The sequence below is a fragment of the Nocardioides proteolyticus genome (assembly GCF_051280635.3).
Classification (GTDB): domain Bacteria; phylum Actinomycetota; class Actinomycetes; order Propionibacteriales; family Nocardioidaceae; genus Nocardioides.
In genome coordinates this window covers 36,675-62,435 of sequence record NZ_JBNBPO030000021.1, presented here as the reverse complement: position 1 = coordinate 62,435, position 25,761 = coordinate 36,675, and the positions used below count along the sequence as shown (strand labels likewise).

28 protein-coding genes are annotated in these 25,761 nt (G+C 74.1%); 16 read left to right on the top strand and 12 right to left on the bottom strand.

What is annotated here, in order from left to right; all coding sequences use genetic code 11:
• Positions 1-30: 30 nt before the first annotated feature.
• The 13 genes from ACPOLA_RS13575 (at position 31) to ACPOLA_RS13515 (ending at position 11,775) form a co-directional block, all read left to right on the top strand.
• Positions 31-576: a hemerythrin domain-containing protein gene (locus ACPOLA_RS13575; protein WP_435770972.1), complete on the top strand. Its 546-nt coding sequence runs from the start codon at positions 31-33 to the stop codon at positions 574-576.
• Positions 558-884 (top strand): cupin domain-containing protein, encoded by a 327-nt coding sequence (locus ACPOLA_RS13570; protein ID WP_435770971.1) that lies wholly within the window; start codon positions 558-560, stop codon positions 882-884. The genes ACPOLA_RS13575 and ACPOLA_RS13570 overlap by 19 nt, the downstream gene beginning before the upstream one ends.
• 22 nt (positions 885-906) lie before the next feature.
• Complete coding sequence (locus tag ACPOLA_RS13565; protein WP_435770970.1) at positions 907-1,494, top strand: nucleotidyltransferase family protein; 588 nt, start codon at positions 907-909, stop codon at positions 1,492-1,494.
• An 87-nt stretch (positions 1,495-1,581) separates the two neighbouring features.
• The gene (locus ACPOLA_RS13560) at positions 1,582-2,463 is read left to right on the top strand and encodes an AAA family ATPase (RefSeq protein ID WP_435770969.1); all 882 of its coding nucleotides are present in this window, start codon (positions 1,582-1,584) and stop codon (positions 2,461-2,463) included.
• The gene (locus ACPOLA_RS13555; RefSeq protein WP_435770968.1) at positions 2,460-3,611 is read left to right on the top strand and encodes a vWA domain-containing protein; all 1,152 of its coding nucleotides are present in this window, start codon (positions 2,460-2,462) and stop codon (positions 3,609-3,611) included. The genes ACPOLA_RS13560 and ACPOLA_RS13555 overlap by 4 nt, the downstream gene beginning before the upstream one ends.
• Positions 3,604-4,824, top strand: a complete 1,221-nt coding sequence (locus ACPOLA_RS13550) for an XdhC family protein (RefSeq protein ID WP_435770967.1) — start codon at positions 3,604-3,606, stop codon at positions 4,822-4,824. Before ACPOLA_RS13555 ends, ACPOLA_RS13550 begins: the two co-directional genes overlap by 8 nt.
• A gap of 10 nt (positions 4,825-4,834) precedes the next feature.
• Positions 4,835-6,073 carry a transcriptional regulator gene (locus ACPOLA_RS13545; protein WP_435770966.1) on the top strand — a complete coding sequence of 413 codons (1,239 nt, stop codon included), beginning with the start codon at positions 4,835-4,837 and terminating at the stop codon, positions 6,071-6,073.
• Between the two features lie 51 nt (positions 6,074-6,124).
• Entirely contained in the window at positions 6,125-6,463 is a 339-nt protein-coding gene (locus ACPOLA_RS13540; protein WP_435770965.1) for an ArsR/SmtB family transcription factor, read from the top strand.
• Positions 6,464-6,465: 2 nt separating this feature from the next.
• Positions 6,466-7,032, top strand: a complete 567-nt coding sequence (locus ACPOLA_RS13535) for an SRPBCC domain-containing protein (RefSeq protein WP_435770964.1) — start codon at positions 6,466-6,468, stop codon at positions 7,030-7,032.
• 88 nt (positions 7,033-7,120) lie between these two features.
• Positions 7,121-7,612 carry a (2Fe-2S)-binding protein gene (locus ACPOLA_RS13530; protein ID WP_435770963.1) on the top strand — a complete coding sequence of 164 codons (492 nt, stop codon included), beginning with the start codon at positions 7,121-7,123 and terminating at the stop codon, positions 7,610-7,612.
• Entirely contained in the window at positions 7,609-10,104 is a 2,496-nt protein-coding gene (locus tag ACPOLA_RS13525) for a xanthine dehydrogenase family protein molybdopterin-binding subunit (protein WP_435770962.1), read from the top strand. Before ACPOLA_RS13530 ends, ACPOLA_RS13525 begins: the two co-directional genes overlap by 4 nt.
• Positions 10,101-10,985: an FAD binding domain-containing protein gene (locus ACPOLA_RS13520; RefSeq protein WP_435770961.1), complete on the top strand. Its 885-nt coding sequence runs from the start codon at positions 10,101-10,103 to the stop codon at positions 10,983-10,985. Before ACPOLA_RS13525 ends, ACPOLA_RS13520 begins: the two co-directional genes overlap by 4 nt.
• Before the next feature lie 7 nt (positions 10,986-10,992).
• Positions 10,993-11,775, top strand: coding sequence for an SRPBCC family protein (locus tag ACPOLA_RS13515; protein ID WP_435770960.1), 783 nt, complete (start codon positions 10,993-10,995; stop codon positions 11,773-11,775).
• Positions 11,776-11,791: 16 nt separating this feature from the next.
• On the opposite strand, the gene ACPOLA_RS13510 is transcribed toward ACPOLA_RS13515, so the two are convergent.
• The 7 genes from ACPOLA_RS13510 to ACPOLA_RS13480 form a co-directional block, all read right to left on the bottom strand.
• Entirely contained in the window at positions 11,792-12,490 is a 699-nt protein-coding gene (locus ACPOLA_RS13510; protein WP_435770959.1) for a tetratricopeptide repeat protein, read from the bottom strand.
• On the bottom strand, positions 12,487-13,416 hold the full coding sequence (locus ACPOLA_RS13505) for a vWA domain-containing protein (protein ID WP_435770958.1): 930 nt from the start codon (positions 13,414-13,416) through the stop codon (positions 12,487-12,489). Before ACPOLA_RS13505 ends, ACPOLA_RS13510 begins: the two co-directional genes overlap by 4 nt.
• The gene (locus tag ACPOLA_RS13500; protein ID WP_435770957.1) at positions 13,413-14,465 is read right to left on the bottom strand and encodes a vWA domain-containing protein; all 1,053 of its coding nucleotides are present in this window, start codon (positions 14,463-14,465) and stop codon (positions 13,413-13,415) included. Before ACPOLA_RS13500 ends, ACPOLA_RS13505 begins: the two co-directional genes overlap by 4 nt.
• A complete protein-coding gene (locus tag ACPOLA_RS13495) occupies positions 14,456-14,971 on the bottom strand; it encodes a hypothetical protein (RefSeq protein ID WP_435770956.1) in 516 nt (171 codons plus the stop codon). The genes ACPOLA_RS13500 and ACPOLA_RS13495 overlap by 10 nt, the downstream gene beginning before the upstream one ends.
• The gene (locus tag ACPOLA_RS13490; protein ID WP_435770955.1) at positions 14,955-15,863 is read right to left on the bottom strand and encodes a DUF58 domain-containing protein; all 909 of its coding nucleotides are present in this window, start codon (positions 15,861-15,863) and stop codon (positions 14,955-14,957) included. The genes ACPOLA_RS13495 and ACPOLA_RS13490 overlap by 17 nt, the downstream gene beginning before the upstream one ends.
• A gap of 23 nt (positions 15,864-15,886) precedes the next feature.
• Complete coding sequence (locus ACPOLA_RS13485; RefSeq protein ID WP_435770954.1) at positions 15,887-16,948, bottom strand: AAA family ATPase; 1,062 nt, start codon at positions 16,946-16,948, stop codon at positions 15,887-15,889.
• Positions 16,949-17,035: 87 nt separating this feature from the next.
• A complete protein-coding gene (locus ACPOLA_RS13480) occupies positions 17,036-17,857 on the bottom strand; it encodes an RDD family protein (RefSeq protein ID WP_435770953.1) in 822 nt (273 codons plus the stop codon).
• A gap of 74 nt (positions 17,858-17,931) precedes the next feature.
• Here ACPOLA_RS13480 and ACPOLA_RS13475 point away from each other — a divergent pair, with 74 nt between their 5' ends.
• Positions 17,932-18,936, top strand: coding sequence for a stage II sporulation protein M (locus ACPOLA_RS13475; protein WP_435770952.1), 1,005 nt, complete (start codon positions 17,932-17,934; stop codon positions 18,934-18,936).
• Between the two features lie 15 nt (positions 18,937-18,951).
• On the opposite strand, the gene ACPOLA_RS13470 is transcribed toward ACPOLA_RS13475, so the two are convergent.
• Genes ACPOLA_RS13470 through ACPOLA_RS13450 form a run of 5 tightly spaced genes read right to left on the bottom strand, consistent with a single transcriptional unit; the run spans position 18,952 to position 24,295 of the window.
• Positions 18,952-20,292: a DUF58 domain-containing protein gene (locus ACPOLA_RS13470; protein ID WP_435770951.1), complete on the bottom strand. Its 1,341-nt coding sequence runs from the start codon at positions 20,290-20,292 to the stop codon at positions 18,952-18,954.
• Positions 20,293-20,311: 19 nt separating this feature from the next.
• Entirely contained in the window at positions 20,312-21,337 is a 1,026-nt protein-coding gene (locus tag ACPOLA_RS13465; protein ID WP_435770950.1) for an AAA family ATPase, read from the bottom strand.
• Complete coding sequence (locus ACPOLA_RS13460; protein WP_435770949.1) at positions 21,334-22,512, bottom strand: DUF4350 domain-containing protein; 1,179 nt, start codon at positions 22,510-22,512, stop codon at positions 21,334-21,336. The genes ACPOLA_RS13465 and ACPOLA_RS13460 overlap by 4 nt, the downstream gene beginning before the upstream one ends.
• Complete coding sequence (locus ACPOLA_RS13455) at positions 22,509-23,138, bottom strand: DUF4129 domain-containing protein (protein WP_435770948.1); 630 nt, start codon at positions 23,136-23,138, stop codon at positions 22,509-22,511. Before ACPOLA_RS13455 ends, ACPOLA_RS13460 begins: the two co-directional genes overlap by 4 nt.
• Positions 23,135-24,295: a DUF7544 domain-containing protein gene (locus ACPOLA_RS13450; protein WP_435770947.1), complete on the bottom strand. Its 1,161-nt coding sequence runs from the start codon at positions 24,293-24,295 to the stop codon at positions 23,135-23,137. Before ACPOLA_RS13450 ends, ACPOLA_RS13455 begins: the two co-directional genes overlap by 4 nt.
• A gap of 466 nt (positions 24,296-24,761) precedes the next feature.
• On the opposite strand from ACPOLA_RS13450, the gene rpsJ reads away from it, so the two are divergent.
• Positions 24,762-25,070: a 30S ribosomal protein S10 gene (rpsJ, locus tag ACPOLA_RS13445; RefSeq protein ID WP_007078637.1), complete on the top strand. Its 309-nt coding sequence runs from the start codon at positions 24,762-24,764 to the stop codon at positions 25,068-25,070.
• An 18-nt stretch (positions 25,071-25,088) separates the two neighbouring features.
• Positions 25,089-25,760, top strand: a complete 672-nt coding sequence (gene rplC / locus ACPOLA_RS13440; RefSeq protein WP_435770946.1) for a 50S ribosomal protein L3 — start codon at positions 25,089-25,091, stop codon at positions 25,758-25,760.
• The last annotated feature ends 1 nt before the right edge of the window (position 25,761 follow it).

Here is a 25,761-nt window from a genome sequence, read left to right as displayed (position 1 = left end):
CGCGGGTGCCGGAGCAGGTGGAATGGCGGCATGTGCGAGCACTGCGGATGCCGGGGCGTGGAGCCGATCGCCCAGCTGATGGACGAGCACTTCGAGCTGATGGAGCTGAGTGCGAGGGTGCGCCGGTCGTTGGCCGAGTCCGACCGTCACCGGACGCTGGCGCTCCTTCGCGAGCTGCGCGCGCAGCTGGGCCCGCACGCACGGCGTGAGGAGGCCGGGCTCTTCGCCGCGCTCCGCGCGACCGGCGAGTACGTCGAGGTGCTCGATCGGCTCGAGGGCGACCACCGCCAGTTCGGGGTTGTGCTCGACGGGCTCGACCCCTCAGCAGCCGACTTCGCCGACCTCGTGCGGGAGCTGCTGGACGAGCTGGCCGACCACATCGACCAGGAGAACCTCGGCATCTTCCCGGTCGCCGTCGTCACGCTCGGCGCCGACGGGTGGGCCCAGGTGGACGCCGCCCACGCCGGGAGGCACGCGCACGACCACCCGCACCAGCACGCGCATCACGTACCCGTCCCACCGACCGGTGGGCACCCCGTCGAGGAAGGGAGAGTTCCATGGACAGCACCTCGCTGACGTCGATCATCGAGGAGAAGGTCTCCGCGGCTCGCGGGGCCCACAGCGGCCGCGCCGCGGTGACCGTGTACGGCGGCCGCGAGCACCGGCTGCGCCAGACGGTGATCGCGCTGCGTGCCGGGGCCCGCCTCGGCGAGCACGAGGCTCCCGACGAGGCGACGTTGCAGGTCCTCTCCGGAGAGGTCGCGCTCCATGCGGGCGACCGGACGTGGTCGGGCACTGCCGGCGACCACGTCGTCATCCCGCAGGAGCGCCACGACCTCGAGGCCGTCACCGACGCCGCCGTGCTGCTGACCGTCGCCAACTGACGTCGCGGGGCAGGATGTCCCCATGACCGTCCACGGCCTCCTCCTGGCCGCCGGCGCCGGCCGGCGGATGGGCATGCCGAAGGCGCTCGTGCGTGACGACGACGGCCGGCCGTGGCTGACCCGTTCGGTCGGTGTGCTGCTGGACGGCGGCTGCGACGAGGTGACGGTCGTGCTCGGCGCCGCGGCCGACGAGGCGGAGTGGCTGCTCGCCGAAGGGCTCCCAGACCTGTCCCCCGTCCACGCCGTCCACGCCGTCCGCGCGGCCGCGTGGGAGGCGGGGATGGGAGCGTCGCTGCGGGCGGGCCTGCGGACCCTCGCCGAGGGCGGGGACGACGCCGCGCTCGTCCACCTCGTCGACCTGCCCGACGTGACGGCCGCGGTGGTGCGCCGGGTCCTCGATGCGGCGCCGGGCGACAGGTCGACGCTCGCGCGGGCGTCGTACGACGGCACGCCGGGGCATCCCGTCCTGCTCGGCCGCGACCACTGGCCGGGCGTGTGCGACGAGGCGGCCGGCGACCGCGGGGCGCGCGGCTACCTCGCCCGCCACCAGCCGGCGCTCGTCGAGTGCGGCGACCTCGCGACCGGCGCGGACGTCGACCACCGCCCCTGACTGCCGTCCCTGACCACTGTCCCTGGTCATCGGGAGGCCGGACGCGGGCCAACCTCGGACCAACGACCCCGCCCTAGCGTCGGCACCATGGACACCCGTGTCGCGGCGCTCGCCGGCCGGCTGCAGGAGACCGGCTACCTGTGCGACGACGACCTGGCCACGGTGGCCTACCTCAGCCAGGCGATGGGCCGGCCGCTGCTCCTCGAGGGCGAGCCCGGCACGGGCAAGACGGCGCTCGCCGAGGCGCTCGCGACCGCACTCGGGCAGCCGCTGATCCGGCTGCAGTGCTACGAGGGGATCGACGCCACCCAGGCGCTCTACGACTGGGACTTCCCTCGCCAGATCCTGCACCTGCGTGCGCTCGAGGCGCTGTCGGGCGGCTCGGCCGGGGGCGACGTGACCGAGGCCGAGAAGAGCCTGTACGACGAGCGCTTCCTGCTCGCGCGGCCGGTGCTGGCCGCGCTGCAGCGGAGCCCGGCGGTGCTGCTGGTCGACGAGGTGGACCGCGCCGACGACGAGTTCGAGGCGTTCCTGCTGGAGGTGCTGTCGACCTACCAGGTGACCATCCCCGAGCTCGGCGCCGTGCAGGCGGCAGTGCCGCCGACGGTCGTGCTGACGTCCAACCGCACGCGGGAGCTGCACGACGCCCTGAAGCGGCGATGCCTCTACCACTGGATCGAGCACCCCGGGCTGGAGCGCGAGGTGGCGATCGTGCGCAGCCGGGCGCCGGAGGTGACCGCGGAGCTCGCGCGTCAGGTCGTGGAGGTGGTGCAGCAGCTGCGCTCGCGCGACGACCTGCTCAAGCCGCCGGGCGTCGCCGAGACCCTCGACTGGGCCCGGGCGTTGCACCACCTCGGCACCGCGGACCTCGACGTCGAGACGGCGGCGCGGACCCTCGGCGCGCTGGTGAAGTACCGCGACGACGCCGAGCGGGTGCGGGCGGCGCTCGACCGGATGCTGGCCCGATGACGGCGGCGCCCGCTGGGACGAGGCCGCCGGAGGAGCTCCTCCTCGGCTTCGCCGGCGCGCTCCGCGCGGCCGGGGTGCCGGTCACTCAGGACCGGGCCCACGCCTATCTCGCCGCCGTCGCCCTCGTCGGGCTCGCCGACCGGGGTGCCGTCCGCGCCGCCGGGCGCGCCACCCTCTGTGCGAGTCGCGAGGACGTCGAGCGGCACGACCGGGTCTTCGAGGACTGGTTCAGCACGGCGACGTCGTCGGGGATCCGCCCCGGCCGACCGCCGCGCGCCGACCGCGCGACGGCGCTGCTGCCCGATGACGAGCTCGCGGACGGCTCCGACGGCCGCGACGACGACCCGGTCCGCGCCGCGGCCAGCGCCGCCGAGGTGCTGCGGCACCGGGACGTGGCGACGCTCGACCCCGCGGAGCGGGCCCTGCTCGCCGCGATGTTCGCCGCGCTGCCGGTCCGGCTTCCCCGCCGGTCCGCGGCTCGCCGTACGGCGCACCGGCGCGGCGACGTCGACGCCTCACTCACGCTGCGCTCGAGCCTGCGCCGGATGGGCGAGCCCGCGCAGATCCACCGTCGGCGTCGCGGCACCCGCTCGCGCCGGGTGGTCGTCCTGGTGGACGTGTCGGGCTCGATGAGCGGCTACGCCGACGCGCTGCTCCGCCTCGCGCACCGGATCACCCACGGCGGCCCGGCGGGCGCCGGCGGCGGCACGGCCGCGCGGGACGTCGAGGTGTTCAGCGTCGGCACCCGGCTCACCCGGCTCACGCCGGCGATGCGGCTGCGCGACGCCGACCGCGCCCTGGCGGCGGCCGGCGAGGCGGTGCCGGACTGGTCCGGCGGCACCCGTCTCGGCGAGACGATCCAGGCGTTCCTCGACCGGTGGGGCCAGCGCGGCATGGCCCGCGGCGCCGTCGTGGTCGTGCTCAGCGACGGCTGGGAGCGGGGGGACGCCCGCCTCCTCGGCGAGCAGGCGGCCCGCCTGCGCCGGCTCGCGCACCGCGTCGTCTGGGTCAACCCCCACCGCGGCAAGGACGGCTACGCGCCGGTGCAGCAGGGCGTGGTCGCGGTGCTGCCGCACGTCGACGACTTCCTGGCCGGCCACTCGCTGGCGACCTTCGCCGAGCTCGCCGGGGTGATCGCCGATGCGTGAGGTGCTGGGCCAGCTGCTGCCGTGGTGGGAGGCCGGGGAGACGGTCGGGATGGGCACCGTGGTGGCGACGTTCCGGTCCGCGCCGCGGCCGCCGGGTGCCTCGATGCTGGTGGGGCCCGACGGCTCCGCGGTCGGCTCGGTCTCCGGCGGCTGCGTCGAGGGCGCCGTCTACGAGCTGGCGAACGAGGTGGTCGAGACCGGGCGGCCGGTGCTCCAGCGCTACGGCGTCTCCGACGACGACGCGTTCGCCGTCGGCCTGACCTGCGGCGGCATCCTCGACGTGTACGTCGAGAAGGTCTCCCGCGCGACGTTCCCCGAGCTGGGCGACATCGCGGCCGACATCGAGGCCGGCCGCCCGGTCGCGGTCGCCACCGTCGTGGAGCACCCCGACCCCACCCTCGTCGGCCGCCGGATGGTGCTCCGGCCCGATGACGCACCTGGCGGATTTGTCGTCCCGGCGGCCGATCCACAGCAAATTCGCCAGGTGCGTGGGTCGCTGGGGAGCGAGCGGATCGACGCGGCCGTCCGCGACGACGCCCTGGGCCTGCTCGCCGCCGGTCACCACGGCACGCTCGGCTACGGCCCCGACGGGGAGCGGCGTGGGGAGGGGATGCGGGTGTTTGTGTGGGGGTTCGCGCCCCGTCCCCGGATGCTGGTCTTCGGCGCGATCGACTTCGCCGCGGCGGTCGCCCGCGTCGGCAGCTTCCTCGGCTACCACGTCACCGTGTGCGACGCGCGGCCCGTGTTCGCGACGGCCAGCCGGTTCCCGGAGGCCGACGAGGTGGTGGTGGAGTGGCCGCACCGCTACCTGGCGGCGGAGCGGGCCGCGGGGCGGATCGACGCCCGCACGGTGATCACCGTGCTGACCCACGACCCGAAGTTCGACGTGCCGGTCCTCGACCAGGCGCTGCGGATGCCGGACCTGGCCTACGTCGGCGCGATGGGCTCGCGCCGGACCCACGACGACCGGCTCCAGCGGCTGCGCGAGGCCGGGCTCGGCGAGGCCGAGCTGGCGCGGCTCTCCAGCCCGATCGGGCTGGACCTCGGCGCCCGCACGCCGGAGGAGACGGCGATCAGCATCGCCGCCGAGATCATCGCCCGGCGGTGGGGCGGCAGCGGCGAGCCGCTGGCGGTGACCGACGGCCGGATCCATCACGACGCCGATCTCCTGGGCAGCGCGCAGCGTGGTGACGCACGTCACTCCGCGCCCTAGTCTGGACGGCATGGCGCGCGCAGAGCTGCAGGCCCAACGGGTCGAGGCGGTCCAGGCCTGGACCCGCTTCGTCGAGCACAGCGAGGGGGCGGACCGGCTGGTGCGGCCGGAGATCTACCAGAGCTGGACCCGCTCGGAGTCGGCCGTGCCGACGACCGTGAGCGCCGCCCCGCTGGCCGACGAGTCCGAGACGCTCGCCCGGTGGCGCGACTCGCCGCTGCAGGTGGCCGTCGAGCGGGTGGAGGAGGAGCTGCGTCGTACCGCCGCCGACGGGGACCTCGTGGTCGCGGTGACCGACCCGCAGACCCGCATCCTGTGGACCTACGGCGGCCGGGTGATGCGGCGCCGGGCCGAGAGCGTCAACTTCGTGCGGGGCGGCCGCTGGGACGACCGGTCGGTCGGCACCAACGCCCTCGACCTCGCCAACCGCACGAGCCGGCCGGCGATGGTGTTCAGCGCCGAGCACTACGCCCCGATCGTGCACAACTGGGTGTGCTGGGCCGCACCCATGCACGACCCCGTCACCGGGGCCAAGCTCGGCGTCCTCGACATCTCCACCACGTGGGAGCGGACCCATCCGATCGGTCTCGCGACCGCCAGGGTGCTGGCGCGGCTGGTCGAGCAGGCGATGCCGCACACCCACCACTACGAGGGCGCCGCCGAGGAGACCGCCGACCCCGGGCTGGTGATGACCCTGCTCGGCACCGCCGAGGCGCGCGTCGACGGGCAGCGGCTGCTGCTCAACCGGCGCCAGACGGAGATCCTGGCGCTGCTGGCCCTGCACCCGGACGGGTTGTCCCTCGAGCAGCTCCACGCGCTGCTGTACGGCGACCATGCCGTCACCTTCTCGACGCTCAAGGCCGAGGTGTCCCACCTGCGCCACGCGCTGGGCGGCCAACTCGCGTCGCGGCCCTACCGGCTGCTGATGCCGGTCGCGACGGACGTGGAGCACGTGCTGGGGCTGCTGCGCCGCGGCGACGCGGCCGCCGCCGTGGAGGCCTACGGCGGCGACCTGGTGCCCGGCACCGAGAGCCCGGCGCTGGTCGAGATGGGGGAGTACGTCGCCGTCGCGCTCCGCGAGGCGCTGCTCGCCGACCCCCAGCCCGACGCGGTGCTGCGCTACAGCGAGCTGGCGCCGTACGACACCGCGGTGCTGGAGGCCTGCCTGGAGCAGCTGCGGCCGGTGGCGGGCCGGCCGCACCCGGCCGTCCCGCTGTTGAAGGCGCGGCTCACGGTCGCCCACGGCTGAGGGCACGTCATGCCTTGACAGGCATATGCCGCACGCGGCATATTATCCGGCATGGGAGCACCGGACGTCTTCGAGGCGGTGGCCGACGGCACCCGGCGACGCATCCTTGACCTGCTGCGGACCGGCGAGATGCCGGTCGGCGACCTGGTCGCGGCCCTCGGCGTCGCCCAGCCCAACGTGTCCAAGCACCTCCGGGTGCTCGACCGGGCCGCGCTGGTGCGCGTCCGGGTCGACGGCCCGCGACGCCACTACGCCCTCGCGCCGGACGCGCTGGCCGAGCTCGAGGCCTGGGTGGCGCCATTCCGGGAGATCTGGGCCGACCGCCTCGACGCCCTCGAGCGGCACCTGGACGGCCTCCCTGCCGAGCAGTCCGACGACGACGAGGAGTGAGCATGGCCGAGCAGGCGATGGACCGGATGGACCGGATGGGCAGCATGGAGCGCGACGGCGAGCAGGTCGTCCTCCGCTACGAGCGGCGCCTGGGTCACCGGCCCGAGACGGTGTGGCGCGCGCTGACCGAGTCCGAGGGTCTCCAGCACTGGTTCCCGGCCGATATCGTGGGCAAGCGGGCGGCGGGCGCCGAGGTGACCCTGCGGTTCTGGCCCCGGTCGGTGGCGGCCGCCGGCGACGAGCTCGCCGAGATCGGCGTCGACCCGGGCGACCCGTCCCTCCCGGGCCGGATCCTGACCTGGGACCCGCCGCGGGTGTTCGAGCTGACCTGGGACGCCGACCGCCTGCGGTTCGAGCTGGAGCCGGACGGTGACGCGACCCTGCTGCGGTTCACCACGTGGATCCCCCTCGGCGGCGAGGGACCGCACGGCGCTCATGGGGCCCTCGCGGGCTACCACGTCTGCCTGGACGCCTTGGCCGAGACGGTCGACACGGGCGCTGCACGGCAGCCGGGCCGCGACGAGATCGCCGCGCTCGAGGAGCGGTACGCCGCCCTGGTCGCCCGCTGACCGGCGGCCCAACCAACGACCAACCGGCGCTGCCTAGCGTGACCCGGGTCACAGGTCCCCCCGGACCCGGCTCGACCTAGGGAGTGTCATGACCCGGATCAACCTCACCGTCGACGGTCAGTCGGTGACCGACGACGTCGAACCCCGGATGCTGCTCGTGCAGTACCTCCGCGACCGCCTCGGCAAGACCGGCACGGTGGTCGGCTGCGACACCAGCAACTGCGGCGCGTGCACCGTCCACCTCGACGGCACCAGCGTCAAGTCGTGCAACGTCCTCGCCGTCCAGGCCGACGGTCGGGAGGTCACCACCGTCGAGGGCCTCGCCGGCGACGACGGCGCCCTGCACCCGGTGCAGGAGGCATTCCGCGAGTGCCACGGCCTCCAGTGCGGCTTCTGCACGCCGGGGATGATCATGCAGAGCATCGACCTGCTCAACGAGAACCCGCGACCCTCCGAGGAGGCGATCCGCCTCGGTCTCGAGGGCAACCTCTGCCGCTGCACCGGCTACCACAACATCGTCAAGGCGGTGCAGCACGCGTCGGGCCAGTCCACCGACCAGCCGGAAGGGGTCGGGGCATGACCGCCACCCAGGAGACCGGCCCGGCCGCGTCGAGCCCGGAGATCGGTCGCGACCGCCGCCGCAAGGAGGACCAGCGGCTGATCACGGGTCGCACCCGGTGGACCGACAACCTCCAGCTCCCCGGCATGTTGCACCTGGCGATGGTGCGCAGTCCGTTCGCCCACGCGCGGATCACCGGCATCGACACGACCGCGGCGAAGGCGAGCCCCAACGTCGTCGCCGTGCTCACCGGCGCCGATCTGGGCGAGGCGCAGGGGGCCTGCATCAACGCCTGGCCGGTGGTGGAGGACCAGGTCACCCCGGCGCACGTCCCGATGCCGGCCGACCGGGTCGCCTTCGCCGGCGAGACGGTGGCCGTGGTCGTCGCGCGCAGCGCCGCCGAGGCCCGCGACGCCGCGGAGCTGGTCGAGGTGGACTACGAGGAGCTGCCCGCCGCTCTGGACCTCAAGGAGGCGGCCGCCGCACACGAGAACGGCGGCGCGCTGGCGCATCCCGACCTCGGCACCAACGTGAGCGCGGTCTGGCGGTTCGACTCGGCCGAGGCCGGCACCGGCGGCGACGTCGAGGAGGCCATCGCGAAGGCCCGCACCGAGGGCATCGTGATCGAGCGGGAGTACCGCCAGCAGCGGCTGATCCCGGCGTTCATGGAGCCGCGGAGCGTGGTGGTCGACCCCACCGGCGAGCAGATCACGGTGTGGTCGGCGACCCAGATCCCGCACATCCTGCGGTTCGCGATGGCCGCCAGCACGGGCGTGCCCGAGTCGAAGATCCGGGTGATCGCGCCCGACGTCGGCGGTGGCTTCGGCGGCAAGCTGCAGCAGACGCCGGAGGAGATGATCGCCTTCGCCGTCGCCCGCCGGCTGGGCAAGCCGGTGAAGTTCACCGAGACCCGCAGCGAGTCGCTGCTCAGCGCCCACCACGGGCGCGACCAGTGGCAGCGGCTGACGCTGGCGGCCACCAAGGACGGCACGGTGACCGGGCTCAAGGTCGACCTGCTAACCGACCTGGGCGCCTACGTCGCCATCGTCGGCGGCGGTGTGCCCGTGCTGGGTGCCTTCATGTTCAACGCGATCTACAAGTTCCCGGCCTACCAGTTCCAGACCACCAACGTGCTGACCAACAAGACCTGGACCGACGCCTACCGCGGCGCGGGCCGGCCCGAGGCGACGTACGCGATCGAGCGGCTGATGGACGAGCTCGCCGCCGAGGTCGGCGTCGACCCGCTGGAGATCCGCGAGCGGAACTGGATCAAGGCCGAGGAGTTCCCGTTCACCACGGTGGCCGGGCTGGAGTACGACTCGGGCAACTACGAGGCCGCCACCGCCCGCGCCAAGGAGATGTTCGGCTACGACGAGCTCCGGCGCGAGCAGGAGGAGCGCCGGGCCCGCGGCGACAAGGTGCAGCTCGGGCTCGGCATCTCCACCTTCACCGAGATGTGCGGCCTGGCGCCCTCGCGGGTGCTCGGCCAGCTCAACTACGGCGCGGGCGGGTGGGAGCACGCCGAGGTCCGGATGCTGCCGACCGGCAAGGTGGAGGTGCTCACCGGCGCCTCGGCCCACGGCCAGGGCCACGAGACGGCGTTCAGCCAGATCATCGCCGACCGGCTCGGCGTGCCGTTCGAGGACGTCGAGATCCTGCACGGCGACACCCAGGTGTCGCACAAGGGCCTGGACACCTACGGGTCGCGCAGCCTCGTCGTCGGCGGCGAGGCCCTCGTCCGGGCCGCCGACAAGGTGATCGAGAAGGCCAAGCCGATCGCCGCCCACCTGCTCGAGGCCGCCGTCGACGACCTCGAGTTCAGCGACGGCAGGTTCGCCGTGCGCGGCACCGACCAGGGCCTGGCGCTGACCGAGATCGCGACCGCGGTCTTCGCCGCGCACAACCTGCCCGACGGGGTCGAGGCGTCGCTGGACTCCGAGGCGACGTATGACCCGGTGAACTTCAACTACCCCCACGGGACCCACCTGTGCGCAATGGAGGTGGACACCGAGACCGGCCAGGTGCGGATGCGCAAGTACGTCGCCTGCGACGACATCGGCCAGATCATCAACCCGCTGATCGTGGCCGGCCAGGTCCACGGCGGACTCGTGCAGGGCATCGCCCAGGCGCTCTGGGAGGAGGCGGTGTACGACGACAACGGCACCCTCGTCTCCGGCTCCTTCGTCGACTACCTGCTCCCGACGGCGGCGGACACGATCTCCTTCGAGATCGACCACACCACCTCGCCGTGCACGACGAACTCGCTCGGCGCCAAGGGCGTGGGCGAGGCCGGCACCATCGCCTCGACGCCGGCGGTGGTCAACGCGATCGTCGACGCCGTGCGCCACCTGGGCGTCGACGACATCCAGATGCCGTGCACGCCCGAACGGGTCTGGCGCGCGATCAACGGCGGCTCGCCCGCCAGCCCCACCACCGGCGCCGCGGCGCCGCACTTCGATGAGTCCACCGGTCTGGACGGCAACGTCGACCGCACCACGGGAGGTGCAGCATGATCCCCGCAGCCTTCGAGTACGTCGCCCCGACCTCGGTCGAGGAGGCGCTGCAGGCTCTCCGCGAGCACAGCGGCGCCGGCGAGGACGTGAAGATCATCGCCGGAGGGCAGAGCCTGCTCCCGGTGCTCCGGATGCGGCTGAACGCCCCGGAGTGGGTGATCGACCTCGGCCGCATCGAGTCCCTGCGCGGGGTCCGCGACGCCGGCGACCACCTGGTGGTCGGCGCGATGACCACGCACCACGCCGTGGGCCAGGACCCACTCGTGCACGAGCACGCGACCGTGGTGTCCAAGGCGGTGACCCACCTCGCCGACGCCCAGGTGCGGCACCGTGGCACCTTCGGCGGAGCGCTCGCGCACGCCGACCCCGCGGGCGACCTCGGGGCCCCGGCGCTGGCGCTGGACGCCACCTTCATGGTGCAGGGGCCCGGCGGCACCCGGTCGGTCCCCGCCTCGGAGTTCTTCGTCGACCTCTTCGAGACCGCGATCTCCGAGGACGAGATCCTCACCGAGGTGCACCTGCCGAAGCACACCGGCTGGGGGGCGTCGTACGAGAAGTTCGTGCGCATCGCGCACCAGTGGCCCGTCGTCGCGGTCGCCGCCACCGTCCGGACCGAGGGCGACACCATCGCCGAGGCGCGCATCGGCCTGACCAACATGGGTTCCACGCCGTTGCGCGCGCGGGCGGTCGAGGAGGCGCTCGCCGGCCAGCCGGCGACGGAGGAGGCGGTGGCCGCGGCCGCCGCGCACGCCGCGGAGGGCACCAGCCCGCCGAGCGACCTCAACGGGGACGCCGACTACCGGCGCCACCTCGCGACCGTGCTCACCCGTCGCGCCGTGCTCGCCGCCGCCGGCCGCAACGGCACCGCCGCCCCCGCCTGAGGCCTGGATGGAACTGACGCACACCTTCACCGTCCCCACGCCGGTCGACCGGACCTGGGAGCACTTCCAGGACATCGGCGGTCTCGCCGAGTGCTTCCCGGGCGCCCAGGTCACCTCGGTGGGGGAGACCGACGACGGGGCGCCCACCTTCGAGGGCACCTGCAAGGTGAAGCTCGGTCCGATCGCGCTCGTGTACACCGGCGCGGGGTCGTTCGTCGAGCGCGACGCCGCGGCCCGCCGGTTCGTGGTCGACGCCAAGGGCCGCGACAAGCGGGGGAACGGCACGGCCGGCGCGAAGGTGACGGTCTCGATGGCGCCGGACGGCGACGCCACGCGGGTGGAGGTGCTGACCGACCTCGCGATCACCGGCAAGCCGGCCCAGTTCGGCCGGGGCGTGATGCAGGACGTCTCCGACAAGCTCCTCGGCCAGTTCGTGTCCTGCCTCGAGCAGCGGCTGGCGCCCGGCGGCGGCAGCAGCGGCGACGGCGCGGAGCTCGATGCAGGCGCCGACGCGGACCCCGACGCCGGCCCGGCCTCGGTGCCCACCGGCGCCGCGGCGGCCGAGGAGCCGGCGGGCGACCAGGACGCCGGGCCCGCCTCCGCGCCCCAGCCGTCGCCGACGCCGCAGAGCACTCAACGGGGCGGCCCCCCGCCGGCCGACGACGACGATGCGCTCGACCTGGGCGCGGCGGTGCTGCCCGTGCTGCTGCGCTCCTACGGCCGCCAGGTCGCCGGTGCCGTCGCGGTGGTGCTCGGCGTGCTGCTCCTCAGGCGGCTGCTGCGCCGCTGACCGGGTCGTCGCCGGTTCACCAGGCGTACGGGCGCGAGTAGTCCGGGTCGTCGTACCGCTCGCGGTCCTCGCGACGCTGCTCCAGCCCGCGCTGGTTGTTGCGCTCCAGCTGCTCCTCGCGCGGGTCGGGCTCGTCGCCCTCGCTGTCGCCGGGCTGCGGCGGCGGAGGAGGCTGCTGCTGCTGTCGCTCCTGCTCCTGCTGCTCCACCTTGTCGCGGAGCCGCTTGTCGACGGCCTCGGCGTCGCGGGTCTGCTCCTCGCCCCTGCCCGACTCCTGCGGGCAGCCGCCGTCGGCCAGCGCCTCGATGCCGGCCTGCCACGACGCGATGGCGCCGTCGTGGTCCTGCGCCTCCGCCCGGGCGTCGCCCACCGCCTCGTGGGCGAGGGCCAGGTTGATCCGCACCGTGCACTCCTCGCGGGTCGGCACGTCGTCCAGGGCGGTCCCGTAGTCGGCGATGGCGGAGTCGAGCTCGCCCTCGGCGTGGTGGGCGGTGCCCTCGTCGAACGGCGCCACCCACGGCTCGAGCAGGTTCAGCGACCGCGTCTCGGCGAAGGAGCCCTGGGCCCCGTCGTAGTCGCCGCGCAGGAAGGCGTCCCGGCCGGCGGCGTTGTCCTGCAGCATCCAGACCACCTTCACGGCGAAGGCCAGGACCAGCACGGTGGGCAGCAGGCCGCCGAGCAGCAGATACCGGCGCAGCCGCCGCCGGCCGGTCACCGGCCGGCTCCGCTCGGGTCTCGGCCGGCGAGGGTGTGCGGTGCCGTCCACACCGCCCGCCAGCCCGCCCGCAGCTCCAGCAGCACCAGGCCGAGGAGCAGCAGGCCGAAGAGCCAGGTCAGGTCGTGCTCGGCGGGCCGGCCGCCGTCCCGGCTGTCGGCGTAGGAGGCGTCGAACGACGCCGCGACGGCGCCCATCCCGCCGGGGCCGGTGCGGTGCTCGAACGGCACGCCCAGCTCCTCCGCGATGGACCGCAGGTTGTCCAGGTCGGCGCGGGAGACGGCGTTGTCGTAGGAGTCGTTGTCGCGGACGAAGCCCTCGCTGGCGTCGTAGTCGTCGGAGACCGGCATGACCGCGCCCCGGGTCGTGCCGTAGCCCAGCACGACGCCCTCGTCGACGAGGTCGGCGACCTGGGCGAAGGACCGGTCCTGGCCGGCCTGGGTGGTGTCCTCGCCGTCCCCGGCGTAGACCACGACGCGACGGCGCTGAGGCGCACTCTCCTCGGCCCGCTCGAGCACCTCGCGGAGCTCGGGCACCGGCCGGTCGGCCCGGGAGCCGGTCCCGTCGCGGGGGCCTTCGAGCTGGATCGTCTCGACGGCCGCCGCGAACGCGGCGGCGTCGGTGGTGAAGGGCAGCACCAGGCGCGTCTCCGCGCCGAACAGCAGCATCCCGAAGCGGGCACCCGGCAGCTTCTCGGCCAGCGTGGTCAGGTCCGCCTGGACCCCCTGGATCCGGGCCTGCCGGTCGGCGTGGTCGAGCGCGGCCATGGAGCGGGTCCGGTCCACGACGACCAGGACCTCGAGGTCGGAGAGCTGGGTCGGCACCTCGGCCTCGCCGACGCCGGGGCGCAGCAGCACGACCACGAAGGTCAGGGCGATGCCGACGCGCCGCGCGATCACGAGCGCCGAGGCGAGGGCCGGGCTCACGGCAGGTCCTCCCGCCGGCCGCGGACGGCGAGCACGCCCTCGACGATCCAGACGGCCACCAGGCCGCCGACGCCGAGACCGGCGAGCACCGTGCCGAGCTGGGGCCGGTCGAGCACCTGGACCAGCGGGGGGCGGTCGATCTCCTTGGCCTCCAGCCGGCCGATCGCCTCCACCACGGCCGCCGCGCTGCCGTCCTCGCCGAGCTGCGCGAAGGTGCCACCGGTGCGCGTCACCGCGGCCTCGAACTCCGCCCGGGCCCTGGGTCGCTCGGCGGTGGCGGGCGCGGCGATGCCGTGCACCACGACGCCCCGCGACGCCGCGAGGGCGGCCGCGTCGGCGACCGTGTAGATCCCCCGACCGATCGGCTCGTTGTCGGAGGCGAGGACGACGGCGCGGCTGCGCTGCTGGTCCTTCCGGTCGAAGCGCTGCACGCACGACGCCAACCCGTCGCCGAGCTGCGACTGCACGTCCCAGTCGACGACCGTTCCCGCGGTGAACAGGGCGTACCGCTCGCTGTAGACGCCACCCTCGCCGAACGCCGACTCGGCCTCGACGAGCCGCTCCTGCACGAACTCGTAGTCGTCGGTCAGCGGGAACACGGTGATCGCGACGCCGCTCCAGATGGTCAGCCCGACCCGCTCGCCCTGGAGTCCGGCGACGATCTTGCGGAACTCCCGCAGCACCTCCGCGTCCACGTCCACCATCGACCCCGACGCGTCGAGGCACAGCATGATGTCGCGGGTCGCGTCCGACCGCTCCAGCGTCTGCCGCTCCTGGATCCGCCCGGCGAGCACGATCGCGCCGGCGCAGGCGACGAGCGCGGCCAGGGTCAGGCACGCGCCGAGCACCACCCGCCGGCGGACGAGGGCCTGGTAGCGGGGCAGCGAGCGCAACCGGTCCGCGTGGGCGACGTACGCCGCCTGCGGGGGAGTACGACGCACCCAGGTCCGGCTCCAGGCGACGAGCAGCACGACGACCAGCGCCGCCAGCACCAGCACCAGCCACAGCCACCGGAAGCCGGTGCCGTCGGCGTCCCAGCTCAGCTCCATGTCGCCACCAGCCCCCGCGACCGGCTGACCGCGTCGTCGAACCGGGTCCGGGCCGGGTCGTCCTCCGGGGCGAACTCCGGTGGGTACATCAGCTCGATCGCGTCCACCAGCTCCTGCGGGGCCCGCGCGCGGAAGTCCGCCAGCGCCATGGTCCGCGCGGGCAGGGTGGTGACCGTTGCGACGTAGGAACGGACGACCTCGCTCAGCCGCTGGTGGCCGTCACGGGCGCCGAGCGCGCCGCTGCGCACCTCGGCCGCGACCGCGTCGATCCGCGCCAGGTGGCTGCGCTGGGCGTCGGCGACGTCCACCTCGCGCCGGACGACGCCGCGGTCGCGAGGCGGACGGGTGAACCACCAGGACAGGGCGTAGAACAGGACCGCCACGGCCACCAGGGCCACCGCGATCCACAGCCACCGGTCGGCGTAGCCGACCGGCCCGGAGAACTCCGCCGGCAGCTCGTCGGCGAGCGCGCGGCCGAGCCCGCGGCCGCTAGCGCCGGCGAGCATGCCGGTGCCTCTCCAGGAGCCGGAACACGGCGCCGATGGCGCCGTCCACGTCGTGCACCCGCTCGTGGACCACGCCGAGCTGCTCGAGACGCCGGTGCAGCTGCTGCTCCTCGGCGTCCACGAGCGCGGCGTACTCGCGCCGGAGCCGGGCGTCGTGGCGCAGCCAGCCGGGCACCTCGGCGCCCGCGTCGACGTCGACGAGCCGTCGGTCGGCGAGCGCCGGCACCGTGGGGTCGAGGTCCCCGATCGTCAGGAAGAGCACCTCGTGCTGCGCCGTCAGCCTCCGCAGGAGCAGCGCCATCTCCTCGGGCACGGCCGTCTCGTCGGAGACGACCACCATCAGGGTGCGCCGCCGCACGGTGCGCACGGTGCACCGGAGCAGGGCGGTGAGGTCGCTCGCCGGTCCGTCGGGCCGGGTGTCGTCGTGGACGGCGGCGAGCAGGCGCTCGAGATGCAGCTCGCCGCTGCCGGGCGGCCGGACGTGCTGGCGGCCGGCGTTGCCGTGCACCAGGGAGACCAGGTCGCCGTGGCGCACCGCGAGATAGCCGACCATGCCGGCGACGAAGACCGCGAGGTCGCGCTTGCTGGTGACGTCGTACGACGTGTCGCCCGCCCCGTTGAGCGCGGCCATGCTGCGGCCGGTGGAGACGCAGAGGAGCACGGTGTGCTTGCGCTCGGCGACGTACCGCTTGACCAGCAGCTGGCGGCTCCGGGCGGAGGCCTTCCAGTCGATGTCCTTCACGTCGTCGCCGCGGACGTACTCCCGGAGGTCGTTGAAGTCGATGCCGCGGCCCACGTGCAGCGAGGCGTACTCCCCCTCGAGCAGCCCCCGCACCCTGCGGTGGGCGTGGATCGAGAGCCGGGCCTTGATCCTGGTGAGGTGGGCGGTCATGACGGCAGCCGGTCAGCGCACGGTCACGGCGTCGGCACGGTCCGGAAGACGGCGTCGATCACCGTCTCCGGGCGGACCCGGTCGGCGAGCGCCTCGAAGCTGAGGTGGATCCGGTGGCGCAGCACGCTGTGCCGCAGCTCGCGGACGTCCTCGGGGATGACGTAGTGACGGCCCTGCACTACGGCCATCGCCCGGGCCGCCTGGAAGAACGCGATGGAGCCGCGCGGGCTCGCCCCGATCTCGACGTAGTTGCCGAGCTCGGGACCCAGCAGCTGGCCGACGTGGCGGGTGGCGCGGACGAGGGAGACGACGTACCGCTTGATGGCGGGGTCGACGTACACGCGGCGGACGAGCGCCTGGAGCTCGGCGACCTCGGCGGTGGTGACCACCGGCTCGACGCCGGTCATGTGCTGGCCCAGGGTGCCGTCGTCGATCCGCTCGAGGACCGTCAGCTCGTCGACCTCGCTGGGGTAGTCGACGATCTCCTTCAGCAGGAACCGGTCCATCTGGGCGTGGGGGAGGACGTAGGTGCCCTCCTCCTCGATCGGGTTCTGCGTCGCCAGCACCATGAACGGCGTCGGCAGCGGGTGGATGGTGCCGGCGATCGAGGTCTGGCGCTCCTGCATCGCCTCGAGCAGCGCCGACTGGGTCTTCGCGCTGGCGCGGTTGATCTCGTCGAGCAGCACGAAGTTGGCGTGCACCGGACCCAGCTGGGTCTCGAACTCGTGGCGGCGGGGGTCGTAGACCTGGGTGCCGATGATGTCGCTCGGCAGCAGGTCGGGGGTGCACTGGATGCGGGAGAAGCGGGCGCTGACCGCCTGGGCGAGGGTCGCGGAGGCGAGGGTCTTCGCCAGCCCCGGCACGCTCTCGAGCAGCACGTGGCCCTCTGCGAGGAGGGTGACCAGCAGGGCGGTGCGCACCGAGTGCTGCCCCACCACCCGGCTGGAGAACGCGTCGGAGACCCGCTGGATCGACTCGCTGGCACCGGCCAGCTCCTCGGGCGTCAGCGGCGTGCCGGGGCCCACGTCGGGACGGCGCAGCGTCGATCCCGTGGGGTTCGTCGGCTCGTCGGAGACGTGGGTCATGGCGAGCGGTGCTCCTGTCGCTGAGCGGGTGGCCCCCAACCTACTGCCGCCGCGGTGAGGCCCGGCCGGGTGTGCCGCTCCCGAGGATCAGGAGCCCTGCCCGCCGGACATCAGCCGCCGGCGCACGTCGTCGTCGCGCCGCAGCCGGGCGAGGTCGCGCTCGCGCCGCTCCGCGATCACGGCCATCAGCACCAGCTCGGGCGGGGCGCCTGCCGGGGGCGGCGGCGCCACGTGCGGCAGCACGTCGGCGAGCAGGGCCCGCCCCACCCGGTCCCGCGACGCGGGGTCGAGCGTGGGCAGCCGACCGAGGAACTGCCGTACGGCGAGCGCCGTGCCGGTCGGCAGCGTGCCGAGGTCCGTGCGGCGGGCCCACCCGGCCAGCTCCCGAGGCAGCGGCGGCGGGTGCGGCAGCCGCAGCGGGACCCGCTCGCGGACGACGTACGTGCCGGCGGCGTAGTCGCCGAGCCGCTTGCCGCGGGAGCTCAGCATGATCGAGAAGAAGGCCGGCGCCCCGGTGAAGGCGTAGATCTCGACGAAGCCGATCAGCGCCCGCACCAGGGCGTGGTGGAAGCTGATCGGCCCGCCGTCGTCGCGCACGGTCCGGAGGCCGAGCGCCAGCTTGCCCAGGGAGCGGCCGCGGGTCAGCGTCTCGAGGGTGGCCGGCAGGACGAGGAAGGTCAGCACCGTGGTCAGCACGAACGCCGCCCCGGTGAGCGCGTCGTCCTGGAACCGAAGCGTCGCGAGAGTGAGCACCACGAAGAGGACCAGCAGCGTGGCGACCGTGACCAGCACGTCGATCAGCCCGGACGCGATCCGCAGCCCCAACGACGCCGCGGGCAGGTCCAGGGCCACGCCCTCGCCGGTGACGAGGTCGTCGGCCGTGATCGTGGCGTAGTCGTGCGTCGGCATCGAGCGCAGCCTAGTCACCCCGGCCGGTCGCGGAGGTCGTGCGGCGACGGTCGGGCGACCCGTACCCTGTCCGCGTGCCGCGCATCGACCTCGACGCCTACGTGGCCGCTCACTCCCACGAGTGGCTGCGCCTCGAGCGGCTGGTGCGGCAGGGCCGCCGTACCGGTGCGGAGAGCGACGAGCTGGTCGACCGCTACCAGCAGGTCGCCACCCACCTGTCGGTGATCCGGACGTCGGCACCCGACGGGGAGCTGGTCGCCTACCTGTCCTCGCTGCTGGGTCGCGCGCGGATCGCGATGCTCGCCGCCCGGGTGGCGAGCTGGCGGGCCGTCGGGCGGTTCTTCACCGACCAGTTCCCCGCCGCCCTCTACCGCCTCCGCTGGTGGTGGCTCGGCTGCCTGGCCGGCAACGTGGTCGTCACCGCGGTGATGATGGTCTGGCTGCTCGAGAACCCGCAGGTGGAACAGACCCTGATCTCCCCGCAGGAGGTCGACCAGCTGGTCAACAACGACTTCGAGAGCTACTACAGCGAGAACGCCGCGAGCGCGTTCGCCACCCAGGTGTGGATCAACAACTCCTGGGTGAGCGCGCTCTGCATCGCGCTCGGCATCCTCGGCGTGCCGGTGATCTACCTGCTGTTCGTCAACATCTCTAACCTGGCGATCGTCGGGTCGATCATGGTGCGCCACGACCGGGGCGAGCTGTTCTGGGGCCTGATCATCCCGCACGGGCTGCTCGAGCTCACCTGCGTCTTCGTGGCCGGCGGCGTCGGGCTGCGCCTGTTCTGGTCGTGGATCGAGCCCGGCGGCACCGGCCGTGCGGCCTCGCTCGCGAGGGCGGGCCGCACCGCGGTCACCGTCGCCCTCGGCCTCGCCGTGGTGCTCCTGGTCAGCGGCATCATCGAGGCCTTCGTGACGCCCTCGCCGCTGCCCACTTGGGCGCGGGTCGGCATCGGCATCCTCGCCGAGGTGGCCTTCCTGCTCTACGTGTTCGTCGTCGGCAGGGCCGCCGCGCACCGCGGGTCCACCGGTGACATCTCCGCGGCCCTGCTCGAGGACCGGGTCGCCACCCAGTCCTGAGGCCTGACCGGGGGCCTAGAGCAGGCCCTGCGCCTTCAGGTGCAGGTAGTGGTCGGCGAGCGCCGGCGGCAGCTGGGCCGCGTCGGCGTCGACCACGTCGACGCCGAGCCGGCCGAGGACGTCCCGGATCCACGCGCGGCGGTGCAGCTCCTGCTCGGCCGCCGCGGCGTCGTACACGGTGTCGACGGTGTCCACGGTGGCGCCGTCGGTGGTGGCCTCGTGGGCCAGCCGGCCCAGCTCGGGGTCGCGCACCGACGCCAGCACGACCCGGTGGTGCCGGGTCAGGGTCGGCAGCACGGGCAGCAGCCCGTCGGCGATCGCCGAGGGCTCCAGCGCGGTGAGCAGCACGACGAGCGCACGTTGGCGGCCGAGGCCCTGGACCTCGCCGGCGAGGGCGTCCCAGTCCGCCTCGGCGAGCACCGGGTCGAGCCCCGCCATCTGCTCCTGCATCCGGGCGGCGACGTCGCGCGCGCCCGCCAGGCGCTGCCGCGCCCGGACCCGCCGGTCGCCGGCCAGGAAGTCGACCCGGTCCCCGGCGCGCGAGGCGAGCGCACCCAGCAGCAGCGCGGCGTCCATCGCGGCGTCCAGCCGCGGGATGCCGTCGTCGGGGTCCTCGCCGGCGACGCGCGCCACCCGCCCGGCGGAGGTCCGCGACGTGTCGAGCACGAGCACCACGCGGCGGTCGCGCTCGGGCTGCCAGGTGCGGACCACCACGTGGGGGGTGCGGGCCGACGCGCGCCAGTCGATGGAGCGGACGTCGTCGCCGCGGACGTACTCGCGCAGCGAGTCGAACTCGGTGCCCTGGCCCCGCACCCGCACGGCGGCACGGCCGTCGAGCTCGCGGAGCCGCGCCAGCCGGGACGGCAGGTGCTTGCGCGACTCGAAGGGCGGCAGTGCGCGGACCGACCCGGGGACGTCGTAGCTGCGCTGGCGCGCGGCCAGCCCCAGCGGGCCCCAGACCCGCAGGGTGACCCCGTCGGCGCGCAGGTCGCCGCGGCGGCGGGGGAGGAGCGGGGTGCTGAGCCTCCGGCGCTCCCCGGCCGGCAGGCGGAGCGAGTGGCGGTTGCCCGAGGCGCCCGCCGAGGGCTGCCACGCGTCGCGCACCTGGATCCGCAGTGACCGGGACGAGTCGTTGGCGAGCGTCAGCACCGACGTCGCCGGGTCGCCGAGACGGACCGTTCCCGGCGGTCGGCGGGCGATGCCGACGAGGTCCGGTCGGGGCGTGAGCAGCAGGTCGAGCGCGACGACCAGCAGCACGCCGAGCAGCCAGAGCGCCACGGTGCTCGCCGACGGGCGCAGCAGCACCGCCCCCACCCCGAGCAGGAGCAGGAGCGGGACGCGCCCGGAGATCGCCATCAGCGTCGGCCCCGCCGACCTAGCGGGGGACCGGCACGGAGCCGACCGCCGAGGAGAGCACCTGGGCCACGTCGACCCCCTCCAGCTCGGCCTCGGGACGCAGCCCGAGGCGGTGGGCGAGCGTCGCCTGGGCCAGCGCCTTCACGTCGTCGGGCGTCACGAAGTCCCGGCCCGAGAGCCACGCCCACGCGCGCGCGGCGCGCAGCAGCGCGGTCGCCCCGCGCGGGCTCACGCCGAGCGACAGCGACGGCGAGTCCCGCGTCGCCCGCGCGATGTCGACGATGTACGCCGCCACCTCGGGCGACACCTGCACCTGCTTCACCGCGGCCTGGCCGGCCTCGATGTCGGCGCCGCTCGCCACGGCCCGAACGCCGGCTCCGGCGACGTCGCGCGGGTCGAAGCCCTCCGCGTGGCGGGTGAGGATGGTGACCTCCTCCGAACGCGGCGGCACCGGCAGTACCACCTTCAGCAGGAACCGGTCCAGCTGCGCCTCCGGCAGGGGATAGGTGCCCTCGAACTCGACCGGGTTCTGGGTCGCGGCCACGAGGAAGGGCCGCGGCAGCGGCCGGGTGACGCCGTCGGCGGACACCTGTCCCTCCTCCATCGCCTCGAGCAGGGCGGACTGGGTCTTCGGTGGCGTGCGGTTGATTTCGTCGGCGAGCAGCAGGTTGGTGAAGATCGGTCCCTCGCGGAAGCTGAGCTCTCCGGCGGTGGAGTCGATGACCAGCGAGCCGGTGATGTCGCCCGGCATCAGGTCCGGCGTGAACTGCACCCGCCGGGTCTGCACCGAGAGGCTCGCGGCGAGGGTGCGCACCAGCAGCGTCTTGGCCGTTCCCGGCACGCCCTCCATCAGCACGTGGCCGCCGCACAGCAGGGCGACGATCAGCCCGGACACCGCGGCGTCCTGGCCGACCACCGCCTTCGCGACCTCCTGCCGGACGGCGAGCAGCCGCTCGCGTACGTCGCCGGCCGAGCTGCCGGCGGGGGTGCCGGTGGGGGTGCCGGCCTTCGCCGGCCGGTCGAGGCCTTCGTGACCTTGGGTCATCCGCGTCCTACCTCTTTCCTCAATCGGGCGAGCTCCTGGGCGAGCCGGACCAGGTCCCGGTCCGTCGTCGGGGGCGGGCCGGCCAGCAGGTGGCCGATCTCTGCCGGCGGGCGGCCGACGTCGCGCGCCACCGCCTCCGCGACGGTGACCGCGTCGGCGTGCCGGTCGAGCCGGAGCCGGGCGCCGAGCGCCCGGACCGCCGACCGCCGCAGGGCCTGGGCGGCGTGGCCGCGGTCCCCGCTCTTGCGATACATCCGGCCTCGGCTGCGCGCGGTCTCCACAGCCCTGACCACCACGGGCAGCGGCTCGGTCGAGAGGGGACCCAGCCGCCGGAAGCGCCAGAGCACCAGGCCGACGCCGGCGAGGGCGACCATCCACAGCGCGGGCGCGATCCAGTCCGGCAGCAGCGAGCCGACCGTGACCGCCTCGTCGGCCTCCGCGTCGGCCGGGTCGGGGACGTACCAGACCAGCCGGTCGTCCTCGCCCAGCAGCCGCAGCGCGACCGCGGCGTTGTCGGCGCGCAGGACCTGGTCGTTGGTGAGGGCCTCGCCCGCGCCGAACAGCACGACGTCGGCGTCCCGGTCGGCCACGAGGACCGCCCCCGCGCCGCCGGCGAAGCAGCCGGACCCCGCATAGGCCGTCGCCTCGTCCACCTCCAGCGACAGGCCGTCCACGTCGATCCCGTCGACCGGGCCGCAGTCGGCCTCCAGGTCGCCGCCGAACAACGACGACGTGGTCTGGCTGCCGTCGACCTCCTGCACCAGCGAGTACGACGGCTCGACCAGCACCAGCCGGCCGGGCGAGGCGTGGTCGCGCAGTCGCCGGAGCGTGCTGGGCGAGAGGTGGTGGGTGCTGGTCACCACGACCGTGGTGCCGTCGTCGACGGCCGTGTCCTCCAGGGCGTCGGCGGACCGGGCGACCGTGACGTCGACGCCCTCCTCGGCCAGCACCTCCGCGACGGCCTGCGCGCCGTCGGGCGCGGGATTGCTGGGATCGAGCGGCTCGGTCGACTCCGCGCCGCCGGCGGTCCAGACCGCGGCGACGAGTGCCAGGAGCACCGCCGCGGCCAGCAGCAGCCGGACCCGCAGGCGGCGCCACCGCTCGCCCGGGCCGCTGCGCTCGCCCTGGTCGACCGGGATGGCGCCGGCCGGCGCCGGCGTGGTGCCGGCCGTCATCGGCGGACCCTCCTGCCGGCCAGCTCGTCGTCGAGGGCGAGGACCTCGACCGCCTGCTCGCGCGTGGCCGGGCGGTCGCCGTACAGCACCTGGTCGAAGACGTCGGCGCTGTCGTGGATGCGACCGCTCTGCCCGGGGAAGGCAGCAGCGAGCGCGGCCGCGAGCTCGTGAGCGGTGGCCTGGGGGACGTCGTCGATCCGGTCCCGCTCCACCTGACGCACGGCGAGCGCGCGGAAGGCGTCGACCAGCGCGCCCGCGTTGTCGCCGGCCGCGAGCGCCGCCTCCGCCCGAGCCCTCAGCTCGGCGGCCGTCACGACCTCGTCGGTCAGCGCGGGAGCGCCCGAACGGCCGGCCCGGGCGGTGCGGCGCGCCCGGGAGGCGAGGACGAGCACCGCGGCCGCGAGGGCGACGGCGACCAGGATGGCTGCGGCGGACAGGAGCGTGGGGGACCCCTCGGCGGCTCCGATGCTGTCGTCGACGAGCCGCCCCAGCCAGTCGAGGATCCGGTCGACGACGTCGGTGTCGTGGTACTCCGGACGCGCCAGCTCCCGGCGCAGCAGCGACCTGCCCTCGTCCCCGCTGGGGTCGAGGGGCGGCTCCAGGGCCGGCAGCAGGACGGACGTCATTCGGGTGCGATCCCCGCCTCGCGCATGAGCTCCACGTCGAAGGCCTCCTTGCGCATGCGGAGGTCGACGTACTGCACGGAGGTCACGGTGGACAGGAAGGGCGCCACGAAGGCGTTCTGGATCACCAGGGCCACCGCCTGGGTGAGCATCAGGAGGAGAACGCCGTACTCGGGGATCGCGACGGCGGCGATGTTGCCGACCAGCGACACCGGCGTGGACAGCACGCTCCCGGCCACCGAGCCGATGAGGAAGGTCAGCAGCGCGATCCCGAAGGTGCGCCAGAAGTGGCGGTGGGTCAGCCGCCACGCGCGGCCGATCGCGCCGAACACCCCCACCTCCTCCAGCATCAGCGGCGGCACCGCGAGGTAGTAGGCCCGGATCCACAGCCAGCAGGACAGTGCGACGAAGGCGGGGACGGTGATCAGCCCCCACAGCAGGATCAGTCCCCAGGCGTCCTGCGCGACGACGACCACGAGCACCCACAGCAGCACGTAGGCCACCAGCAGTGCCAGGAACGCGACCGAGAGCAGCACGGTGAGCCCGATCAGGCGCCACCGCTTGCCGCGGGTCGCCGCCCAGGCCTGACCGAGGGTCAGTCGCCGGCCGACGGCCGCCGCGCGGGTGACGTGGGCGATCATCCCGGTCACGAAGATGACGCCCACCTGCGCGAGGAGGAGGGAGAGGAACAGCGAGCCGTACGCCGCCAGGAGCCCGACCGCCTCGGCGGCGTCGGCCTCCGGGTCCAGCTCGCCGGACGCGTCCACCGCCAGCCCGACGGTGAAGGTCAGCACGGCGGTCACCAGGACGGGGATGAGCATCGCCACCGCGGTGACCATCACGGCCGCGCCGACGGTGGCCTTGGGGTTGAAGCGGATGATCCGGAACGCGCCGTCGTAGATGTTGCCGAGCGTCAGCGGGCGCAGCGGGAAGGCGCCCGGCTTGTGCGCCGCGCCCAGCATGCCGGGCAGCCCTCCCGGCGCCCTCGGGTACGACGGCAGCGGCGCGTACGACGCCCCGGAACCGGGCGACGGGTGACCGGGCGGTGGGTGACCGGGCCCTGGGTGGCCGGGCGACGCGTGGGTCGTCGGCCCGGAGGGTGGGTCCTCCGGCGCCGGAGCGCCCGGCGGCGGGAACGGGTTCGGCGCACCGTCGGTCATCGCACTCCTCGGCGGTCGGTCGGGGGTCGGCGCCATCCTCGCACTGCGCCCGTGCTGGCCGTCATCCTGCCGGGACCGCCCTCGTCCGAGCGGCCCGCTCGCGAATTTGGTGCGCTCCTCGAACTCTGCCAAGATGTTCAGGTTGCTCCGGCGGGTCGTCGGGGTGCGCCCCACCTTGACTACTGAATCGTGTCTCCGCGCGGAGCGGCCGGGTTCCTTCCGAATCCCGGGCAAACCGGTGCCGCGGCGAGCGTGCCCGGTGGTCGACGTTGGTCGCACCGCACGCCACCGGGATCCCCAGCGGATCCCGTCGGTGGGACTCGATCAGCCACAACAACAGCCCGACTTCCCCGCGGGGAGACGTGCGCGCCCGACAGGTGCGACACGCCCGACCTCGGGGGTCGGTGCTGGCACAGCCCCGATTGCTTGGCCCGGTACGTACGACACAGAAGGACGAGAGAGACCTATGGCGGGACAGAAGATCCGCATCAGGCTCAAGGCCTATGACCACGAGGTGATCGACACCTCGGCGCGCAAGATCGTGGACACGGTGACCCGCACGGGTGCCAAGGTCGCCGGCCCCGTGCCGCTGCCGACCGAGAAGAACGTCTTCTGCGTCATCCGCTCGCCGCACAAGTACAAGGACTCGCGCGAGCACTTCGAGATGCGCACGCACAAGCGTCTCATCGACATCATCGACCCCACGCCGAAGACCGTCGACTCGCTGATGCGCCTCGACCTCCCGGCCGGTGTCGACATCGAGATCAAGCTCTGAGCTCTGAGGTAGATCGACATGACCATCGAACGCAACGTCAAGGGCCTCCTCGGCACCAAGCTGGGCATGACCCAGCTCTGGGACGAGAACAACCGGGTCATCCCGGTGACGGTCGTCGCCGCGGGCACCAACGTCGTGACCCAGGTCCGCCAGCCCGAGCCGGACGGCTACAACGCCATCCAGGTCGGCTTCGGCGAGATCGAGGGCCGCAAGGTGAACAAGCCGCAGGCCGGACACTTCGAGAAGGCCGGCACCACCCCGCGCCGTCACCTCGTCGAGATCCGCACGGCCGACGCCGCCACCTACACCGTGGGCCAGGAGCTCCCGGTCGACACCTTCGTGGCCGGTGAGGTCATCGACGTGACCGGCACCAGCAAGGGCAAGGGCTTCGCGGGCGTCATGAAGCGGCACGGCTTCGCCGGCGTCGGCGCCTCGCACGGTGCCCACCGCAACCACCGCAAGCCCGGGTCCATCGGCGCGTGCGCCACGCCGGGTCGCGTCTTCAAGGGCCTCCGGATGGCCGGTCGCATGGGTAGCGACACGGTCACCACGCAGAACGTCACCGTGCACGCGGTCGACGTCGAGAAGGGCCTGATCCTCCTGAAGGGCGCTGTTCCCGGCCCCAAGGGTGGCGTCGTCGTCCTCCGCTCGGCTGCCAAGCTCGCCGAGCCGATGAGCCGGAAGGCCTGAT